The organism is Pseudomonas sp. MHK4, assembly GCF_054600775.1.
Window position 1 is genome coordinate 61,736 of sequence record NZ_BAAIAK010000009.1, and the last position, 20,538, is coordinate 82,273.

Genomic DNA, 20,538 nt, shown 5'->3' on the forward strand with positions numbered 1-20,538 from the left:
GCCTGCACTTGATGGTGGCTGTGCGCATGGCGCCCTCGGGCGCGCCGGGTTTTGGGTGACTTTACCGGTCTACTAACTTGCGCACAGCTACCACCCTTTCGTGTAGTAGCGAGATGGTCGTGGCTCTCTCTGGAGAAAACACCCTCATGTTCAAGGTGACACCTAATCCGCCGGACACCGATCCGACATCCTCGTCAGAAAATTCCGACTCAAATGACCCCATCCCCTCAGCCGCCGACATCAACGCCACCCCACGCAAACTCTGCAGCATGTTCATCGTCAACCCTGAACTCGATGTCGAAACCCTGCTGGCCCACGCCTGTGAGTCGCTGGCTTCGGCCAATGTCATGGCTTTGGATCTGGCGGATCATATGCAGGGGACTGGCCGCAATTCGCTGTTGGGGATTGCCCAGGTGATTATGCTCGGAGAGCTGGCGGTGAATCGGGCGTTGGATCGGATTGATCCGGCGGGATAGAAGATCTTTTGATTTTAATAAAAATGCCCGCATCGTGAGAGGCGGGCATTTTTCAATTCAGCTTAAGAGACTCAGAAGTCGTACTTCGCGGTGACCTGCATGTTGCGCGGTTCGCCGTAGAAGGTGGTGCCGAAGTTACCAAGGCCGGTCAGGTAGCGTTTGTCGAAGACGTTGTTGGCGTTGACGGTGAAGCTCAGGTGATCGTCGTATTCATACCGGGTCATCAGGTCGACGAGGGTGTAGCCACCTTGCTTGAGCGAGGTGCTGCCGTCGGTAGGGCTGAAGCTCTGGCCGTAGAACGCGCTCTGCCAGCTGACGCCGCCGCCGATGGTGACCTGGTCCAGTGCGCCGGGCAGGCGGTAGGTGGTGAAGGTGCGCACCACATGTTCAGGTTTGCTGGTGGCCAGCGGGAAGCCGTAGATGCGCTGGTGATCCTTGTCGCGGGTACGGGCATAGGTGTAGCCGGCCGATACGTTCCAGTCCTGGGCCAGTTCGCCGGCCATTTCCAATTCCACGCCGTTGGTGGTGGCGCCGGAGGTGGGTTTGTAGACGTCCTGGCCGGTGGTGGTGTCGGTGGTGACGTACTGGGCGACGTTGTCCTGCTCGATGCGGAAGAAGGCCAGGTTGGCATTCAGCTTGCCTTCGAAGTAGGCCGCTTTCAGGCCGGTCTCGTAGCTGTCGCCCTCAACCGGGTCCAGGGTCTTGCCGCTGGCGTCCTTGTAGATCTGTGGCTGGTAGATGCTGGTGTAGCTGGCGTAGGCCGAGTAGGTATCGTTCAGGTCATAGACTACACCGGCGTATGGCGTGACGACGCCGTGTTCCTTGTAGCTGGCGTGGGTGTCGGCGAGGCCGGCGCCCGGGTAGTAGGTGTAATCCTCGTTGTACTTGTAGGTACTGACGCGGCCGCCAAGGATGAACGACAGGTCGTCGGTCGGGCGCAGGCGGGTGGCCAGGTAAGCGCCGTTCTGGCTTTGGGTGCGTTCGTACTTGCCGTTTTTCGGAAAGTCCGGTTTCGCGATATGGCCTTTCCAGTCAAAGATGTTGCCCGGTACCAGTCCATCGGAGTCGGTGGGGGTACCATAGTTTGCGCCAGTCTGACGGGAGTGGGAGGTCATGAAACCCGCCACCAGTTCATGTTCGCGGCCGCCCAGGCTGAAAGGGCCGGAGACGTTCACGTCAGCGGTGTTCTGCACGCGATGGCCTTCCCAGTGCCCCTGGTAAAAGAACATGCCTTCGCCGGTGTCGCGGTCCGGGTAACCGCCGCTGGCCGAGGCCAGTTGGGTATCGTGATCGGTGGTTTTCTGGTCGAGGCTGACCTTGAGTTTCCAGTCGTTGGCCAGCGCTTGTTCCAGGTTTGCGAAGTAGGTGGTGCTGTCGAAGTCACGACGGCTCCAGTCGGCGCCCGGGTTGAAGCCGCGGGAGAAGTCGGTTTTGCCGCCGTCGGCGTAGTAAACCGTGTTACCGGTCCAGGAACTGCCGCGCGGGGTGGCGCTGGACTTGTCGACGCCCAGGGTCAGCAGGGTGTCGTCGGTCAGGTCGGCTTCGAGGACGCCGTAGTACAGGTCTTTCTTCTGGCTGTAGTGGTCGATGTACGAATCTTTGTCCTGCAGGGCGCCAACGAAGCGACCGCGCACGCTGCCGGTATCGTTCAACGAGCCGGAGACGTCGCCTTCGGTACGGTAGTTGTCCCAATAACCGGCAGTGGCGCTGACCGAGGCCTTGAATTCCTTGGTCGGTTTCTTGCGGATCAGGTTGACCGTGGCCGCCGGGTCGCCGGCGCCGGTCATCAGGCCCGTCGCGCCCTTGATGACTTCGATGTGATCGAGACTGGCAGCGTCATCGCTGTTGTTGGGGTTTTCACCGTAGACGCCGTCGTAGGGAAGGTTGACGCCATCGTACTGAAAGTTGGTGATGGCAAAGCCTCGGGCGGAAAACTCGGTACGGTCGCTGTCGTATTTCTGGGTGGTGATACCCGGGGTGTTGCGCAGCGCGTCGGCGACGCTGGTCACGCCGCGGTCGTCCATCTGCTGACGGGTTACCACGGTCACCGATTGCGGCGTTTCGCGAATGGTCAACGGCAGCTTGGTGGCGGTGGTGGTCGCACCCGTGGTGTAGGAGTCGGTGCCTTCGGTGGTCAGGCCCAGGGCCTGGCCGGAAATGGTGGTGGCGCCCAGTTGCAGGCTCGACGAGCCGCCGGATACCAGCGTCACGCTGTTGCCGTTGATCTGGAACGAAATGCCGGTGCCCTTGAGCATCTCGGCCAGGGCCGCGGAAGGCTCCAGCGAACCGGACACCGCACGGGACTTGATACCGGCCACCTGATCCGGGCTGTAGAGGATCTGCAGGTTGGTCTGCATGCCCAGTTGGGTCAGGGCGCTGGACAGCGGCTGAACCGAAATACTGACTTTCACAGGTGCCGCATTGGCCATCGAGCTCCCCAGCAAGGTGGCGGTCAGCAGCACGCTGGTCAACAGGGTTTTATGCAGTGACGGGCGCTGTACGGCCAGCGCGAGAGGTGTGCGGCGTGGAAGAGATCGCATTACTTGCCTGTGCTCCTGAAAAAGTGTTTTGTGAAGTTTTTGTTAATGGGAATGATTATTAAGACGGAGCACTGACAGGAAACCGGAAAGAAACCGGAAAAATAATTTTTCGAAGGTTGAAACCTGCGCAAAAACCTGTGGGAGCCAGTCTTGATCAGGCGGTTGTCAGCTCGGTGACGACCCGTCCGCTTTCCATGCGCACCAGTTGGTCGGCGACATCGAAGTAACGGTCATCGTGGGAGATCACGATGATGGTCTTGCCCAGGCGCTTGAGGTCCGGCAGCAGCTCGGTGTAGAAAATCCTGCGGAAGGTCGGGTCCTGGTCGGCCGCCCACTCGTCGAACACCAGCACCGGACGCTCTTCCAGCCAGGCATTGACCAGCGCCAGGCGCTTGCGCTGGCCGGTGGACAGGTCGGTGGTGGTGAAGTTGCCGTCCTTGACGCTGACCTTGTGCGCGATCTCCAGGCGCTGCAGGTACTTGTTGGCGTCTTCGGGGATGTGCGTATCGCCCTGGACCACGTCGTCGAACAGGTAGTAGTCGGCAAAGATGGTGGTGAACAGCTGGCGATAGTCGTCGCGGTTCTGTGCATCGATCGCCTCGCCGTTGACCCGGATCTGCCCCTGTTGCGGGGTGTACAGGCCCAGCAGCAACTTGATCAGGGTGGTCTTGCCGCAGCCGTTCTCGCCGACGATGAAGGTGATGTCGCCCTGCTTGATCGACAGGTTGACCGGGCCCAGCTGGAACGGCGCGGCACCGTCGACCGACGGGAAGGCGTAGCGCACGTCCGCCAGTTGCAGTTCATGCACGGCCTGTTTGACCTGGCCCTGGTCGCTGAGCAGCAAATGGGCTTCGGGGGTGGAAAATTGTTCGGACAGTTCAGCGATGCGGCGGAAGGCGATCTGCGCGCGGCTGACGATCGGCAGGGTGCTGATCAAGTGCTCCAGCGGGCCTTTCATGTACAGCAGCACCAGCACGAAGCCGCTCATCACGGTCTTGTCGGCGCTCGGCCAGAAGGTTTGCAGGGCCAGGGCCAGGCCGATGACCACGAAGAACAGCATCGAGCCGAAGGTCTTGGCGATGACGAAGGTGTTGATCGAACGCACCTGGGTATTGCAGATGAATTCGGCGGTGCCCTTGATGCCTGCGGTGAACATGCGCTGGCGGCGCGGGCGGTGAATGCGCAGTTCCTTGGCGCCTTCGGCAATCGCGTTGTAGTGCTTCTGCAGCTCGTCTTCAGCCTCGCGGGCGGCCATGAAACCTTGCACGCCCTTGCTCTGGGCATAGGCCTGGATGGCGGTGCCGATGAGGATCGCGGCGACCATGATCAGGAACATCGGCCACGACAGGATCGCCAGGTAGCCCATGCAACCCAGGGTCACGGTGACGGAAATCGCCAGCGGTGCGAAGGCGAAGGCGAAGTCGCTGATGGTGTCGACGTCGTGGGTCAGCACCGGGATCAGGCGATGGCTGCGATAACGCTCGATCTGTTCGATCGGCGCCGACAGCACTTTCTCGCCCAGCTGTTTGCGCAGCTTGGCGATGATGTGCTGGCCGACGTAGTTGGTGCCGATGTCCGAACAGATCGAACTGGCCAGCGCCAGCAGGCACAGGCCGGCGAACAGCGCGACCACGCCCTGGGTCAGGCCGCTGTCCGAATGCAGGGCATTGTTGATGGTCGCCAGCAACACCGTGACGCTCAGGCCGCCGACCATGCCCAGGAAAATGGACGCGGCGACAATGAGTCGAAAGGGTTTGAGCAGGGCGAACAGTTCGCCGATGGCGCCGCGGGTGGGCTGGGTCATGGAAGACGGTTCCTTGGGTCGGAAGGCAGATACCCAGTAGAACGTCTGGTCGAGGGGTTAATTTAGACAGGCGCCGACTGGCGGCGGGGCTGCTGACACCACAATACCCTGTGGGAGCCAGCCTGCTGGCGATGGCGGACGGTCAGTCGACATCTTTATTGACTGAAAAGTCGTCATCGCCAGCAGGCTGGCTCCCACAGGGGGAAAGTGGTGCGCCTTAGAGCTCGCGCACTACGCGAAAGCCCATCCAGTCGCCGCGCTCCTGCGGGTACTGGCTGTTGCGGTTGCCTGAGCGGGAGAACACCGGGGCTTCACCCCAGTCGTTGCCGCGGATGCGCACGGCTTCGCAGTTGGCTTCCAGCCAGGCGCTGCCGTCGGTGGGGGCGCCGACGTAGTTCGGGTGTTCGCAATCCTCGACCCATTCATAGACGTTGCCGTGCATGTCGTACATGCCGAAGGCGTTCGGTGGGTAGCTGCCCACCGGCGAGCTGTAGCTGTAGCCGTCGGCCGGGCCGTAGGTGTTGGCGTGCTTGGCGATGCTGTATCCCTTGCCTTCATCGAACGGGAAGGGGAACGGGCCTTTGGTGTCGCCGCGTGCGGCGTATTCACGCTGGGCCTCGCTGACCATGCTGTACTTCTGCCCGGTCTTCTTCGACAGCCAGGCGACGTAGTTCTTTACGTCATCGAAGTTCATGCACACCGCAGGTTGTCGCGGGCTCTGCGGGTAGCGCGGCTTGCTGGCGACGCACTCGCGGCCGGGGCGGGTATCGCCGTTGGCGATGGTCACGCCGCTTTCCTTCACATAGCTGCCCCACTCACCGGCGGTGATCTGGAAGCGGCTCATGGCGAATGGCTTGGCGAACGTGACGTCGTGCATCGGACCTTCATCGGGCTCGCGGCCGACTTCGTCATCGGGGGTGCCCATGGTGAAGGTTCCGGCGGGCAGCACGACCATTTCGGGGCAGTTCTTGCAGTCCTTGAATACCTTGCCCGGTGGCGGGGCAGTGGCGGCCTGCGCGGCGGACGGTAGCAGGCCGGCCATGAGGGCGGTCAGGGCCAGAGCCTTGAGGGGAGACAGCAGATCACTGTTCATGAGTCATCTCGATCAAAGAAAAACGGAGGCGAAACCGGTACCTGTAGGAGCCCGGCTTGCCGGCGAAGGCGATCTCAAGGGCGCCTTCGCCGGCAAGCCGGGCTCCTACAAAAGCGGTCGGTGCCAGGCATTACAGGGTTGCAGGCAGCGTCAGGCCGTTTTGTTGAGCAACCCCATGAAGCGGTCGATTTCGTGTTCGTTGTTGAGCAGCCCGGGCGCGATGCGGATCACCGGGCCGACGTCGCGGTCCACCGAGTCGCAGACCACGCGGCTTTGCATCAGTTGGCTGGCGACTTTTTCGCAGTCCTGGTCCTTGATGCGGAAGAAGGTGAAACCGGCGGACAGTTGCAGGCTTCTTGGCGTGACCAGTTCGATCCGCGGCTGTTCCAGCAGGCGGTTCTTGGCATAGCTGTTGAGCTCATGAATGCGCGCCTGGACCTCGGCCTTGCCCAGGTCCAGGTGCAGCTTGAACGCTTCGTCCGCGGCCCAGCGATGTTCGAAGCTGTGATAGCCGCCCGGGGTCATGATGGTCGCGAAGTCGGTGGATTCGCTGAAGGTCGGAATGATCGGCGTGACGTCCCTGACCTCGGCGGAACGGGCGCAGATGATCCCGGTACCCCGGGGGCCGAACATCCATTTGTGGGTGCCGGCGATGAAGAAGTCGCAGTGCATGTCGGGAAACTCGAGGTCCTCGACGCCAAAACCGTGCACCCCGTCGACCACATACAGGATCTGGTCTTTCTCGTCGCGCTTGCGGTTCTGCTCTTCGACCAGCTTGCCGATTTCGCCGATCGGCAGTTTCACGCCGCTGCCCGATTGCACCCAGGTCATGCCCAGCACGCGGGTTTCGGGGCGGATGCCCTTGGCGATCGAGTCGAGCACTTCATCCACGGAAATGTCGCGGCTGTTGTCGAACAGCTTGAGCTTGCGCACCTTGGTGCCCTGGCGTTGCTGACGGAACTCCAGGGTGTAGTTGGTGGAGTAATGTTCGTGTTCGCTGACCAGGATTTCCTGGTCCGGGCGCACATGAATGCCGCCGTAGATCATCGCCAGGCCTTCGGTGGTGCTGCCGGTCAGCGCGATCTGCCCAGGTTTGGCATTGAGGTAACGTCCGGCCCAGACCCGCACGTTGTGCTCGCGTTTCTCGGTTTCCTGCAGGTCCCAGTCCATGGCCCGGCCAGGGTTGCGGTCGATGTTGGCGCGGTGCATGTCGATCGCGTTGCGCACCGGCGTGGGGTGCGAGGTGACGAGGAAATTGGCGAAATGCAGGTAGTCCGGGTCCTGATTGAACAGCGAGCGCAATTGCGCCCATTTGCCCTTGGGCAAGGGCTGTGGATTGCCGGCCAAAGCTGGCAGGTTCACGCCAGCAGCCAGGGGCAGGCCGGCGGCGAGTAGGCCGGCCTGCTTGAGGAATAAACGACGGTTGGTCATGGCTCGGGCTTCGCTTGGCAAAAGAGGCATCAGTTTTTGGCGACGGGGCGGGCGGATTTCTCTACCTGGTCCCAGACCCGCAGGAAGTTGCCGCCCCAGAGCTTGGCGATATCGGCCTCGCTGTAGCCGCGACTGATCAGCTCGGCGGTCACGTTGCGCGCCTCGCTGACGTCCTTCCAGCCATCCAGGCCGCCGCCATCGTTGAAGTCGGAACTGATGCCGACATGATCGATGCCGATTTTCTTCACCGCGTAGTCGATCGCGTCGCCGTAGTCCTTGAGGGTGGCCTTGGGTTCTTCGTCGACGATGGCGTAGAGCTGGCTGGCGTATTCGCCGAACCGTTGTTCAGACCACACGGTGATGATCGGATCGCCCGGCATCAACGCCATCTCCAGGCCTTGCAGTGGCTGCAGGTCGAAACGCGCACGCAGGGCGTTGAGTTTGTCCTGGGTGGCCTGGCTCAGCGGGCGGATGTAGGTCGGGAAACCGACAATCTGCACCACGCCGCCGCTGTCCTTGATCAACTGCATTTCGTGGTCGCTGAGGTTGCGCGGGATGTCCACCAGGGCGCGCGGGGCGGAGTGCGAGGCCACCATCGGCGTGCGGCTCAAGCGGGCCACTTGCTCCAGGGCCTTGGTCGACATCTGCGACACATCGATGATCACGCCGAGGTCGTTGAGACGGTGCACGGCCTGCTTGCCGATGTCCGAGAGTCCGCCGAGGGCATCCCGCGAATCGTTGAAGAACGGCAATGGCCTGGACGAATCGGCCCAGGCGTTGTTGCCCACATAACTGAAGCCGAACATGCGCATGCCCCGCGCCGCCCATTGGTCCAGGGCATTGAGGTCGTTGCCCAGCGGGTAGGCGTTGAGCATGCTCATGAAGATCGCGAACTTGCCTTCGCCATGCAGGCGGCGGAAATCGTCGGGGGTGTAGGCGATGGCGGCCTGATTGGGGAAGTCACGCACCAGGGCGCTGATGATTTTGTAGCGGGTTTCCTGTTCGAAGCGTGCCTCTTCGATGAACCCGGCGGTGGGGCGGTGCGGCGCGTTGGCGCCGTTCCAGATTTCCGGCCAGCCGAAAATCGTCAGGGCCGCGCCGGACAGGCGTCCGCGCCCGCTCTTGACCAGGTCGAACTGGCCGCTGCCGTCCTTGTCGGCTTCATTGCCGGCGGTGCCGAAGTCCATGGGGATGGTGATATGGCTGTCGAACGAGAGAAGGCGCTCATGCAGTTGATCGGCCTGCTTCATCACCTTGACCGGGTAGCCGGGATTGTCCTTGAACCAGTAGTCCCAGGCCGCAAAGCCTGCACCCGCGCTGATCGCCAGGGCCAGCGGCAGGCCGATGAAAAGAGCCTTTTTCGAACGTGGTTTTGTCATTGCCGTCTCAGTCAGGTTCGCCTTCGAGGTGCAGGCGCGGGGGCCTTTGCTATCTGGGGGGAACGAGTGATCGAACGGAAAATTTAGTGTTGGCGCGGGCCCCTTCGCTGGCAAGCCAGCTCCTACAGTAGACTGCATCCTTTGTAGGAGCTGGCTTGTCGGGACGCCGCATCGCAGCGAAGCTCTTAAATTCTCCGAGGCAACAAACGTTCTAGCTTGGATAAAGCCTGCTTCATGGCTGACACAGGTAGGGCAATGACGATTTCTCGACGATGGTTCATGGCAGGCCTGGCGCTGACCGGCGCTGCCGTGCCCGCGGCTTTTTATGGGCATCGCGAATGGACGAAGCCGGACCCGACGATCACCCCCGGCGAGGCGTCGTTCGATGTGGCGGATGTCGCTGGCCAACGCCTGGCGGATACGCTGCGCGGTGTCTGGCAGATCCGTTTCGAAGGTCGCGATGCAGGGCTTGAAGGCTTGCCCCGGGACGGGCTGGAGCTGTTTCTCGACATCGGCCACAAGGGTCGTGGCCTGATTGGCTTTCTCGACACCGCCGAGCGTTTGCGTTCCAGCGACGCGCCGCGCTATCGGGTACTGGGTGATGTGGCCGGGGTCAAGCCGGCGCAGTTGAGTTGGCGCTTGCTCAGCGCCGGTGGCAGCTGTGACTACGAATTCAGCATGGCGCTGGATGAAGTCTGGGCCGGATTCGGCAATGCCGGCAGCGGTAGCCTCAGTGGGCGCGTGCTGGATCTGGATCGTCCCTTGATGCTGACAGCCCAGGACAATCGCTTCGTCGCGGTCAAGAAGGTATTCCCCGAAGCCCGCGAGCGAACCGGTCTGAATCCACCGCTGCTGGCCTGGCTGACGTCCCAGGAACATCGGTTGTTCCACCAGCTCTGGCATGCGTCCCGGGACAAGTGGCACACCCTGCCCGAAGACAAGCGCAACGCCTTGCGCGGCATCGGTTGGCAGCCCGGGCCGCGGGACAAGGAGCGTGACGCCCGGGGCAAGCGCAAGGATCGCAACGGCTCGGGGGTGGACTTTTTCTTCATGCACCGGCACATGCTCGGCACGGCGCGGTCGATGATGGACTTGCCGTCCTGGACGCAGTTTCCCTTGCCGCAACCGGAGCTGGCCCGGGACCGCATCGGCTTCGCCCATTATTTCGACAACCACGACGGTACGGCGCTGCCGCCGACCTGGCTGGCCGAAGACGATGACGAGTATTCGCAATGGGTCAGCGACATCAAGACCGCCGAAACCTACCACAGCAATTTCCAGGTCTGGGAGTCGCAGTACCGCGACCCGCGCTACCTGTCGAAGCTGACCCTGGGGCAGTTCGGCTCAGAGGTCGAATTGGGCCTGCACGACTGGCTGCACATGCGTTGGGCCTCGGTGCCGCGCGATCCGTCCAACGGCCAGCCGGTGCCGTTCGCCCGGGATCCGGCGGACTTTTCCGCGCGCTGGTATGCGCCGGAAAACGACTTCCTCGGCGATCCGTTCTCGTCCCATGTGAACCCGGTATTCTGGCATTTCCACGGCTGGATCGACGATCGCCTGGAAGACTGGTTCCGCGCCCATGAGCGTTTTCATCCGGGGCAGGTGAGTCGGCTTGAGGTCAATGGCGTGCAGTGGTTCGCGGCGGGGCGTTGGGTCGAGATCGATGACCCGTGGCTGGGGCCGGGTACCCATGGTTGTAGCACCACGCCGGGGTTGCAGGCGGGTAAGTCGGTGGAGATGGACCCGGAGACCATGAAGCTGGCGTTGCGCATTACCTTTGGCGAGGATGAAAAGAAGCTCGCGGATCTGTTCCGCAAGGTCCCGCAGCGGCCTTGGTATGCGCGCAATCTGAAGGCCAAGACGGTTTCGAGTTAACCGCACCCCAACCATGCGGCACACAAAAAACCTAAGGAGCTGGCTTGCCAGCGAAGGCGGCCAGACAGGAGATATTGATATTGGATGTGCCGGCCTCTTCGCTGGCAAGCCAGCTCCTACAGGTATTGCGCAAATATCACGATCACAAGGCCTGCCACCCACCCCCAAGCGCCTTGTACAACGCAATACTCGCCTGCATCCGCGACAGCCGCAGCTGCACATTCAAATCCTGCGCCGCATACAGCGTACGCTGGGTCTCCAGCACCGTCAGCAAATCCTCGGCCCCTGCCTCATAACGGCTCTGCGCAATGTCGAACGCGGTCTGCGCCTGGCTCAGTTCCTCGCTTTGCCACTGCCGCTGCTCATCCAGCCTACGAATGCTGTTGAGGGCTTTTTCCACATCGGCGAAACCATTGATGATCGCCCCGCGATAGGTCTCCAGCAGTTCTTCCTGGCGGCCCAAAGCCTTGTCGCGTTGGGCGCCCAGGCGCCCGTTGTTGAACACCGGTGCCAGCAGCCCAGCGGTGAGGTTGTAGAACGGGCTGCGCAGGATGTCGTGGGCACGGTCGGCGCCAGAGCCAATTTCCGCGCTCAGGGTCACGGTCGGCAACATCGCGGCGCGGGCGACGGTGACGTCGGCCTGGGCGGCGGCCAGTTGCGCTTCGGCCCGGGCGATGTCCGGGCGGCGGCTGAGTAATTCACTGGGCACGCCAGCGTCGATGGCGGGCCAGGACAGCTGATCGAAGTGTTCCTGGCCCAGCGCCAGTTCCTGCACCGGGCGGCCGAGCAGGGTGGCGAGGCTGATCTGTGCGTCGGTGGCCTGTTGTTGCACCAGCGGCAGTTGCCGCTGTTGCGCCGCTACCAGGCTTTTTTGCTGGGCCAGTTCCAACGCGGTCGCGGAGCCTGAGTCGAAGCGGGTCTGCACCAGTTTCAAGACGTTCTGCGCGTTGGCCAGGTTCAGCTCGGCAATGCGACTCTGCTCCTGCAACGACAAGGCTTGCGCATAAGTGTTGGCGACGCCGCTGAGCAACGTCAGCTCCACCGTCGCCTGATCGAACTCGCTGGCTTGCAAGGCGAATTGCGCGCTGTCACGGGAGGCGCGTTGGCCGCCCCAGAAATCGATTTCGTAGCTGGCACTGAGGCTGGCGTTGAAGTAATCGACGGCGCTGTTGTCGCTGTCCGCATCCAGTTGGCTGTAGCCATCGCCGCGCAGTAGTTTCTGTCGGTTGGCGTTGAGCGCGGCTTTCACCTCCGGCAGTTGCGAGCCCGCGGCGACCACCGTTTGCGCCTGTGCCTGGCGCACCCGGGCGATGGCGGCGGCCAGGTCGTAGCTGCCAGCCCGAGCCTGTTCGATCAGGCGACCCAGTTGCGGGCTGCCGAAGCGGTTCCACCATTGCTGATTGTCGCGGGTGGCGCCGGCGGTGTGCGGCGATTGCCAGGCGGCGGGCGGCGTTATGCCGCTGTCCGGGCGCTGGGCGGGGCTGCCGCAGCCAGCGAGCAACAAACAGAGGGCCAATAGGCTGAGTGGCGGCTTCATCGAGAGATCATTCACTGGTAAGGGCCGTGACCGGGTCGAGTCGGGCAGCTTTGCGGGCCGGCATGAAGCCGAAGACAACACCGGTGACCAGGGCGCAGCCGAACGCGCCCAGCACCGCTATCAAGGAGAACGCGACCGCGACTTCGCTGAGGATCAGCACGCCGCCGACGATCAGTGCCAGGGCGATCCCGGCCAGGCCGCCGACCACCGAGAGCATCACCGCTTCGGTGAGGAACTGGCGCAGGATGTCCCGCTGGCGGGCGCCGGTGGCCATGCGGATGCCGATCTCGCGGGTGCGCTCGCGCACGGTCATGAGCATGATGTTCATTACGCCGATGCCACCCACCAGCAGCGAAATCGCGGCAATCGAACCGAGCATCAGCGACAGGGTATTTTGCGTACGCGCTTCAGCCTGGATCATCGCTGCGTTGTTGGTCAGCTCGAAATCCTTCTTGCCGTTGTGCAGGCGCAGCATCAATTGCTCGATGGCGTGTTCGGTCTCCTTGACCTTGCGCGCATCGGCCGCGGCAATGGCGATGTATTCCGGGTTGTGGGTGCCGAACAGCCTGACACTGGCGGCGGAGTAGGGGATGGCGATGCGATCGTCGCTGTCGGAGTCGCCGGAGCTGGCACCTTTTTCCGCCAGCACGCCGACCACCTGGAACGGCACGTTTTCGATCAGGATGTACTGGCCGATGGGATTGGCCACGTCCTTGAGCAGTTTGGTCCGCACCTTGTGGCCGATCACCGCGACCGCCGCGGCGTTTTGTTCATCGGCCTCGGTGAAGTAGCTGCCTTCGACCACCGGCCAGTTGAAGATCGCCGGGAAGTTGGTGTCGTTGCCGCCGACGTAGCTCAGGTGGTCGAGGTTGCCGAAACGCACCCCGGCTTCCTGGCCGTTGACCGGCATGATGCGCATCACCTGGGGCAGGCTCGCCACCGCCTTGACTTCGTCCAGGGTGACGATACCCAGCGGCGTTCGCGGGTTAGGGGAAGAGCCGCTGAGATAAATGATATTGGAGCCGAACGCGCCCATCTGGGCCATGACCTGGCGCTTGCTGCCTTCGCCGACTGCCAGCATTACCACCACCGACGCCACGCCGATGATGATCCCCAGCAGGGTCAGCGCGGTGCGGAACTTGTTGATCCACATCACCCGCCAGGCGGCTTGCACCGCGTCGACCAGTTCGCCTTTCCAGGCGCCGTTGGCTTGCGCGCCTTCAGTCAGGCGTTTGCGCAGGTCCACGGCCTGCAACGCACCGGGATTGGCCGAGGTTTGCGCGGCGGGGTTGTCCCGGGCGCTGTCGCTGATGATCAGGCCGTCGCGGATCTCGATGATGCGCTTGGCCCGCGCTGCCACTTCGCGGTCGTGGGTGATCAGGATCACCACGTGGCCCTGGCTCGCCAGCTCGTCGAGCAGCGCCATGACTTCCTTGCCGCTGTGGCTGTCGAGGGCGCCGGTGGGTTCGTCGGCGAGGATGATGTGGCCGCCGTTCATCAAGGCGCGGGCGATGGACACTCTTTGCTGCTGGCCGCCAGAAAGTTGATGCGGGCGATTGCCGGTGCGCGTGGCGAGGCCCAGGCGTTCAAGCAGGGCCGCGGCGCGGGCATGGCGTTCGGGCGCTGGAGTGCCGGCATAGATCGCCGGCATCTCGACGTTTTCCTGGGCCGAGCCCGACGGGATCAGGTGGTAACCCTGGAACACGAACCCAAAGGCTTCGCGGCGCAGCCAGGCCAGTTCATCGCTGTCCAGGCCGGCGACATTCTCTCCGGCGAAACGGTATTCGCCCGAGGTCGGGCGGTCGAGGCAGCCGAGGATGTTCATCAGTGTCGACTTGCCGGAACCGGAGGCGCCGACGATCGCCACGAACTCGCCGGCATGGATCGACAGGTCGATGCCGCGCAACACGTGGACTTCAGGGGCGTCGCCACCGCCGTAGGCTTTACGGATGTCCGAAAGGCAGATCAGGGGCGTCTGCATTCAACCGCCACTCCCGTCGGCCGGGCCGATCAACAGGTGATCACCCTCCTGCAGGCCGTCGAGGATCTGCACCCGCAGGCGGTCGCTGATGCCGGTGCGCACGTTGCGCTGTTCGATGCTGCCGTTTTTTGCCACCACTTGCGCGGTCTGGCTGTCGGCTTGCGCGCCGGCCTGCAGGGCGGCGATCGGTGCGGTCAGCACGTTCTGCGCCTGGTCTGCGACGAAAAATACCTGGGTGGTCATTTCCGCCATCAGCGCGTTGTCGGCGTTGTCGACGTCCAGCAGCACGGTGTACAGCACCACCCGCGCGCTGCCGCTTTTGCTCGAACTGGCGGGGCTGCCGCCGCCCTGACTGGTCTGGTCCAGGGGTTTGGGCGGCACGGGCAGGATCTGCCGCACGGTGCTTTTCCAGCGTCGGTTGCCGCCGCTGAGGGTGGTGAACCAGGCGTTCATGCCGGGTTTGACGTGGCCGATGTCAGCTTCGGAAACCTCGGCCCACACGGTCATCGGCGACAGCTTGGCAATGCGCAGGATCAGCGGGGTCTGCTGCTGGGCGTTGAGGGTCTGGCCTTCCCGGGCATCGAGTGCGACCACGGTGCCGGACATCGGCGCGTAGATCCGCGTGTAGCCAAGCTCGGCCTGGTCGCTGCGCAGGCTGGCCTGGGCCTGGCGAATCTGCGCCTGGAACATGTCGATGCGCGCCTGGGTGGCGCGCAGTTCGGCCAGGGCGGTCTGAACGTCTTCTTCGCGGGTGGCGTTGCCGGCCTTGAGGTTCTGCTGGCGCTGGTATTTCTGCTGGGCGAGGTCGTGTTGCGCCCGTTGCTCCTGGAGCTGCGCCTTGAGGTTTTCGATGGAGAAGCGCCCGGCATCGAGTTTGGCCTGTTGCGTGGAAGGGTCGATTTCCACTAGCAACTGGCCTTCCTTGACCACGTCACCAACTTCCACATGGATCTTTTGAATCTGCCCCGATGCCTGGGCGCCGACGTCGACATAACGCCTGGGTTGCAGGGTTCCCAATGCCGTGACACTGCTTTCGATGTCGGCGCGGGTGACCTGCACGGTGGCGAACTGGTCGCGCCCTGGCGGGATGAACTGCCAGGCCGCAACGGCGATAACGGGGATCAGGCTGAGTGCTACAAGCAGGGCGCGTCGGGTGTGACGGGGACGTTTCATGCAGGGTTCCAAAGCAGTTGAACACTGCCGTGGAGCCGGCAGGGACATGGAGCTGTCCTTGTAGACGAGGACAGCCGCGGGGAATTTAGCTCCGGACATATGGCGTTACACGTGTAGGCCATGACTATTTGTCGGGCAAGCCAAAGCAATACTTTAAATCTATATGAGAATTACTATAAATTACGCACCTCAAACTGCCACTATCGTGCCACTGCCTGCTTTTGTGGTCGAGTAGCGGGCTCAAGGACAGAAACCGCACCCGTGCGGACGGGAGTCATGTTGGAAAACTACTATCGAGAGCTGGTGTGTTTCCTGAACGCCAAGCTCGGCAACCGCCAGGTCGCCGAAGATGTGGTGCATGACGCTTATCTGCGAGTCCTGGAGCGCTCCAGCGACACGCCGATCGAGCAGCCCCGGGCATTCCTGTATCGCACGGCCTTGAACCTGGTGATCGACGATCATCGGCGCAATGCGTTGCGCCAGGTCGAGTCACTGGAGGTGCTCGACAACGAAGAGCGTTATTTCAGCCCGTCGCCCCTCAGCAGCCTCGATCACGGCCAGCGCCTGGACATGCTCCAGCGCGCGTTGGCGGAATTGCCGCGCCTGTGCCGCGAGAGTTTCCTGCTGCGCAAGATCGAAGGCCTGTCACACCCGCAGATCGCTGAACACCTGGGCATTTCCAAGGCCTTGGTCGAAAAACACATCGTCAATGCCATGAAGCATTGCCGGGTGCGGATGCGCCAATGGGATGCCCATTGATCTTCGCATCCATCCGTTCTTGTTAAATTTTATTTCACTGTCCTCGTTCCTAATCAACAGACGACCTGCTGTCCTGCTCAAGGCCGGTCAGGTCACTTAGGCTTATCTCCCCGCCGCTCGGGGGCTTATCCAGAGGACACTGGAAATGACACAGGCAATTGCATCGCCCATCGTTCACGACCTGATCGGCGTTGGTTTCGGCCCTTCGAACCTGGCGCTGGCCATCGCCCTGCAAGAGCGCGGGCCGACCCAGGGCGAGCTGGATGTACTGTTTCTCGACAAGCAAGCCAACTACAGCTGGCATGGAAACACCCTGTCGACCCAGAGCGAGCTGCAGATTTCCTTCCTCAAGGACCTGGTGACCCTGCGCAACCCGACCAGCCCTTATTCGTTCGTCAATTACCTCAAGGCTCATGGGCGCCTGGTGGACTTCATCAACCTGGGCACCTTCTATCCGTGCCGCATGGAGTACAACGACTACCTGCGCTGGGTAGCTGCGCAATTCGAGAAACAGAGCCGTTATGGCGAAGAAGTCCTGACCATCGAACCGGTGCTGCACAACCAGCAGGTCGAAGCGCTGCGGGTAATTTCCCGCGACAGCACGGGGCACCAACATGTGCGCACCACCCGTTCGGTGGTGGTCAGCGCGGGCGGCACGCCGCGTATTCCCGAGGCGTTCAAGGCGCTCAAGGGCGACCAGCGCGTGTTCCACCATTCGCAATACCTGGCGCAGATGGCCAAGCAGCCGTGCGTGAACAACCAGCCGATGAGCATCGCGATCATCGGCGGCGGGCAGAGCGCGGCGGAAGCCTTCATCGACCTCAACGACAGTTTCCCGTCGGTGCAGGTCGACATGATCCTGCGCGGTTCGGCGCTGAAACCGGCGGACGACAGCCCGTTCGTCAACGAAGTGTTCTCGCCGGAGTTCACCGACCTGGTGTTCCAGCAGGAGAGCAGCGAGCGTGAGCGCCTGGTCAACGAATACCACAACACCAACTATTCGGTGGTGGACATCGACCTGATCGAACGCATCTACGGGATTTTCTACCGGCAGAAAGTCTCGGGCATCGCTCGCCATGCGTTCCGAACCCTGACCACTATCGAAAAAGCCAGCGCCACCGAGCGTGGCATCGAACTGGCGGTGCGCAACAATGCCACAGGCGAAGTCACGGTCCGCCACTACGACGCCGTGGTATTGGCCACCGGTTACGAGCGGCAGATGCACCGCAAGCTGCTGGCTCCACTGGAACAGTACCTGGGTGATTTCGAGGTGGACCGCAACTACAAGTTGATCACCGATGAACGCTGCAAGGCCGGCATCTATATGCAGGGCTTCTGCCAGGCCAGCCATGGCTTGAGCGATACGCTGTTGTCGATCCTGCCGATTCGGGCGGATGAGATCGCAGGGTCGTTGTATGACCACGGCAAGAACCGTGGGCATCGTTCGGTGGTGGATCTGTTGTTGGCGGCTGCCAGCTGAGACATTTGGCGGCTGTGAGGCCGCCATCGCCAGCAGGCTGGCTCCCACATTTGACCTGTGTTCGCAGGGCTACTGTGGGAGCCAGCCTGCTGGCGATGAGGCCCTGAAGAACCCCACAACGTTTGATTCCTGAACCCTCCCTGAAGAACCCCGCGATTCCCCCAACGTCCTTAAACGCTGCGTTTACTCTGCAGAAACGAGGCTGATCTGGGGGAGCTGCCATGACCCTGACCCTGCTCAAGGAATTCTTCGCCGGATTCCTGCGCACCCGCCACATCGCCCGACACTTCCGTCGCCTGGCGCTGCTGGAAAACTTCACCGACACCACGGTCAGTCGTGAGGTGCCGCCGACCCTGGCGCAAACCCTGGTCCGCGCCGCGTCCAGCGACAGCGGCCGCTTACTGGACGCCCTGGGCAGCCACACCGACGGCTTGAGCGAACTTGAAGCCCAGGCATTGCGCGGGCAATGGGGGCTCAACGAAGTCGAGCATGAACAGCCGCTGCCGTGGTGGACGCACCTCTGGCATTGCTACAGGAACCCGTTCAACCTGCTGCTGACGTTGCTGGCGGTCATCTCCTGGCTGACCGAAGACCTGAAGGCTGCCAGCGTGATTTTTTCCATGGTGGTGCTATCGACCCTGTTGCGCTTCTGGCAGGAAAGCAAAGCCAACCAGGCCGCTGATGCGCTCCAGGCGATGGTCAGCAACACCGCGACAGTGCTGCGTCGAGACCCGGAGAACAACAGTGCGCAGCGCCTGGAATTACCGATCAGGCAACTGGTGCCGGGGGACCTGATTTTGTTGTCGGCCGGCGACATGATTCCCGCCGATTGCCGGGTACTCAGTGCCAAGGACCTGTTCGTCAGCCAGGCGGCCATGACCGGTGAATCGATGCCGGTGGAAAAATTCCCGCGTCAGCAGGGCTGCGACACCGTCAACCCATTGGACCTCGACAACATTCTGTTCATGGGCACCAACGTGGTGTCCGGTACGGCCATGGCGCTGACCCTCACCACCGGCAACAGCACCTATTTCGGTGCCCTGGCCCAGCGCGTTGGTGCCACCGACCGCGCACCGACCTCGTTCCAGACCGGGGTCAACAAAGTCAGCTGGTTATTGATCCGCTTCATGTTCGTCATGGCACCGCTGGTGTTGTTCATCAATGGCTTCACCAAGGGCGACTGGACTCAGGCACTGCTGTTCGCCCTGTCGATTGCCGTCGGCCTGACCCCGGAAATGTTGCCGATGATCGTGACCTCGACACTGGCCAAGGGCGCGGTGTTTCTGTCGCGCAAAAAAGTCATCGTCAAGCGCCTGGACGCCATCCAGAACTTCGGCGCCATGGATGTGCTGTGCACCGACAAGACCGGCACCCTGACTCAGGACAGGATCTTCCTGGCACGCAGTATCGACGTCTGGGGCAATGACAGCGATGACGTACTGGAAATGGCTTACCTCAACAGCTACTACCAGACCGGGCTGAAAAACCTGCTGGATGTGGCAGTGCTCGAACACGTGGAAATTCACCGGCAACTGAAGGTCGGCACGGCGTTTCGCAAGGTCGACGAAATCCCGTTCGACTTCACCCGACGGCGCATGTCGGTGGTGGTCGACGCGGGTGATCAACCGCCTCTGCTGATCTGCAAAGGCGCGGTGGAGGAAGTGCTGTCGGTTTGCTCGCGGGTGCGTCACGGCGCAGTCAATGAAGCCTTGAGCGAAGAGTTGCTGGCGCGCATTCGTCAGGTCACGGCCACCTTCAACGCCGAGGGCTTGCGCGTCGTGGCGGTAGCGGCACGGCCGATGCTCGAGGGGGCAGGCACCTACAGTCTGGTTGATGAACAGGCGCTGACGCTGATCGGTTACGTCGCGTTCCTCGATCCGCCGAAAGAAAGCACGGCCCCGGCCCTCAAGGCGCTGGCGGCCCATGGCGTAGCGGTAAAAGTGCTCACCGGCGATAACGAACTGGTGACGGCGAAAATCTGCCGCGAAGTCGGCCTGGAGCAACAAGGCCTGCTGCTGGGCAACGATGTCGAACGCATGAGCGACGCCGAACTGGCGGTAGTCGTGGAGCACACGAACGTCTTCGCCAGACTGACGCCGTCGCACAAGGAACGCATTGTGCGCCTGCTCAAGGGCAATGGCCATGTGGTCGGTTTCATGGGCGACGGCATCAACGACGCTGCGGCCCTGCGCACCGCCGATATCGGCATTTCAGTGGACAGCGCCGTGGACATCGCCAAGGAAGCGGCAGACATCATCCTCCTGGAAAAAAGCCTGATGGTGCTGGAGGAGGGCGTGCTGGAGGGACGGCGGACCTTCGCCAACATGCTCAAGTACATCAAGATGACCGCCAGTTCCAACTTCGGCAACGTCTTCTCGGTGCTGGTGGCCAGCGCGTTCATTCCGTTCCTGCCGATGCTGCCGATGCACCTGTTGGTGCAGAACCTGCTCTATGACATTTCGCAGACCGCCATTGCGTTCGATAACGTCGATGAGCAAATGCTCAGGCAGCCGCAGCGCTGGCAGCCGGCGGATGTCGGGCGGTTCATGCTGTTTTTCGGGCCGATCAGCTCGATCTTCGACATCAGCACCTTCGCGCTGATGTGGTACGTGTTCGACGCCAATACCCCGGAACACCAGACCTTGTTCCAGTCCGGCTGGTTCGTGGTCGGATTGCTGACCCAGACATTGGTCGTGCACCTGATCCGTACGCCGAAGATCCCGTTCCTGCAAAGCCGCGCGGCGATGCCGCTGATGGTGATGACCTTGGTCATCATGGCCGTGGGGATTTTCCTGCCGATGGGGCCGCTGGCGCACTACTTCAAGCTGCAGGCGTTGCCATCGCTGTATTTCCTGTTCCTGCCGGTCATCCTGCTGGCGTACATGGGCCTGACCCAGGCGGTGAAAGGGTTCTATATTCGTCGGTTTGGTTGGCAATAGCAGAGGGTGATTTCCTCGCTGGCGCAGGAAATCACCAGCGTCGGACTAAGCGGGCGGTATTTCGGATTTTT

Annotated in this window: 13 protein-coding genes; 5 read left to right on the forward strand and 8 right to left on the reverse strand. The window is 62.2% G+C overall.

The genetic code is table 11. The features are described 5' to 3' along the window. The first annotated feature begins 146 nt into the window (after positions 1–146). Positions 147–476: a DUF6124 family protein gene (locus tag ACYP2Q_RS21570; protein WP_459732350.1), complete on the forward strand. Its 330-nt coding sequence runs from the start codon at positions 147–149 to the stop codon at positions 474–476. Positions 477–547: 71 nt separating this feature from the next. Here ACYP2Q_RS21570 and ACYP2Q_RS21575 read toward each other — a convergent pair whose 3' ends face one another. The 5 genes from ACYP2Q_RS21575 to pvdM form a co-directional block, all read right to left on the reverse strand. Then, entirely contained in the window at positions 548–3,016 is a 2,469-nt protein-coding gene (locus tag ACYP2Q_RS21575) for a TonB-dependent siderophore receptor (protein ID WP_459732351.1), read from the reverse strand. A gap of 154 nt (positions 3,017–3,170) precedes the next feature. Next, on the reverse strand, positions 3,171–4,820 hold the full coding sequence (locus ACYP2Q_RS21580) for a cyclic peptide export ABC transporter (RefSeq protein WP_459732352.1): 1,650 nt from the start codon (positions 4,818–4,820) through the stop codon (positions 3,171–3,173). A 217-nt stretch (positions 4,821–5,037) separates the two neighbouring features. Next, positions 5,038–5,913, reverse strand: a complete 876-nt coding sequence (gene pvdO / locus ACYP2Q_RS21585; RefSeq protein WP_459732353.1) for a dihydropyoverdine dehydrogenase — start codon at positions 5,911–5,913, stop codon at positions 5,038–5,040. A gap of 150 nt (positions 5,914–6,063) precedes the next feature. Further along, positions 6,064–7,344: a pyoverdine-tailoring periplasmic protein PvdN gene (gene pvdN, locus ACYP2Q_RS21590; protein WP_459732354.1), complete on the reverse strand. Its 1,281-nt coding sequence runs from the start codon at positions 7,342–7,344 to the stop codon at positions 6,064–6,066. 29 nt (positions 7,345–7,373) lie between these two features. Then, entirely contained in the window at positions 7,374–8,723 is a 1,350-nt protein-coding gene (pvdM, locus tag ACYP2Q_RS21595) for a pyoverdine-tailoring dipeptidase-like protein PvdM (RefSeq protein ID WP_459732355.1), read from the reverse strand. A gap of 255 nt (positions 8,724–8,978) precedes the next feature. On the opposite strand from pvdM, the gene pvdP reads away from it, so the two are divergent. Further along, positions 8,979–10,598 (forward strand): pyoverdine maturation tyrosinase PvdP, encoded by a 1,620-nt coding sequence (gene pvdP, locus ACYP2Q_RS21600; RefSeq protein WP_459732356.1) that lies wholly within the window; start codon positions 8,979–8,981, stop codon positions 10,596–10,598. Between the two features lie 142 nt (positions 10,599–10,740). Here the strand turns inward: pvdP and ACYP2Q_RS21605 are convergent, their stop codons facing one another. From ACYP2Q_RS21605 to ACYP2Q_RS21615, 3 genes are read right to left on the reverse strand one after another with little or no spacing between them, the layout of a single operon-like run. After that, a complete protein-coding gene (locus tag ACYP2Q_RS21605) occupies positions 10,741–12,135 on the reverse strand; it encodes an efflux transporter outer membrane subunit (protein WP_459732357.1) in 1,395 nt (464 codons plus the stop codon). Positions 12,136–12,142: 7 nt separating this feature from the next. Beyond that, the gene (locus tag ACYP2Q_RS21610) at positions 12,143–14,116 is read right to left on the reverse strand and encodes a MacB family efflux pump subunit (RefSeq protein WP_459732358.1); all 1,974 of its coding nucleotides are present in this window, start codon (positions 14,114–14,116) and stop codon (positions 12,143–12,145) included. Then, positions 14,117–15,289, reverse strand: a complete 1,173-nt coding sequence (locus tag ACYP2Q_RS21615) for an efflux RND transporter periplasmic adaptor subunit (RefSeq protein WP_459732359.1) — start codon at positions 15,287–15,289, stop codon at positions 14,117–14,119. It abuts the gene before it with no gap. 276 nt (positions 15,290–15,565) lie between these two features. Here ACYP2Q_RS21615 and ACYP2Q_RS21620 point away from each other — a divergent pair, with 276 nt between their 5' ends. The 3 genes from ACYP2Q_RS21620 (at position 15,566) to mgtA (ending at position 20,467) form a co-directional block, all read left to right on the forward strand. Next, the gene (locus ACYP2Q_RS21620) at positions 15,566–16,048 is read left to right on the forward strand and encodes a sigma-70 family RNA polymerase sigma factor (protein WP_008056197.1); all 483 of its coding nucleotides are present in this window, start codon (positions 15,566–15,568) and stop codon (positions 16,046–16,048) included. A 145-nt stretch (positions 16,049–16,193) separates the two neighbouring features. Continuing rightward, the gene (locus tag ACYP2Q_RS21625; protein ID WP_459732360.1) at positions 16,194–17,528 is read left to right on the forward strand and encodes a lysine N(6)-hydroxylase/L-ornithine N(5)-oxygenase family protein; all 1,335 of its coding nucleotides are present in this window, start codon (positions 16,194–16,196) and stop codon (positions 17,526–17,528) included. A 221-nt stretch (positions 17,529–17,749) separates the two neighbouring features. Further along, positions 17,750–20,467 carry a magnesium-translocating P-type ATPase gene (gene mgtA, locus ACYP2Q_RS21630; RefSeq protein ID WP_459732361.1) on the forward strand — a complete coding sequence of 906 codons (2,718 nt, stop codon included), beginning with the start codon at positions 17,750–17,752 and terminating at the stop codon, positions 20,465–20,467. Positions 20,468–20,538 lie beyond the last annotated feature (71 nt).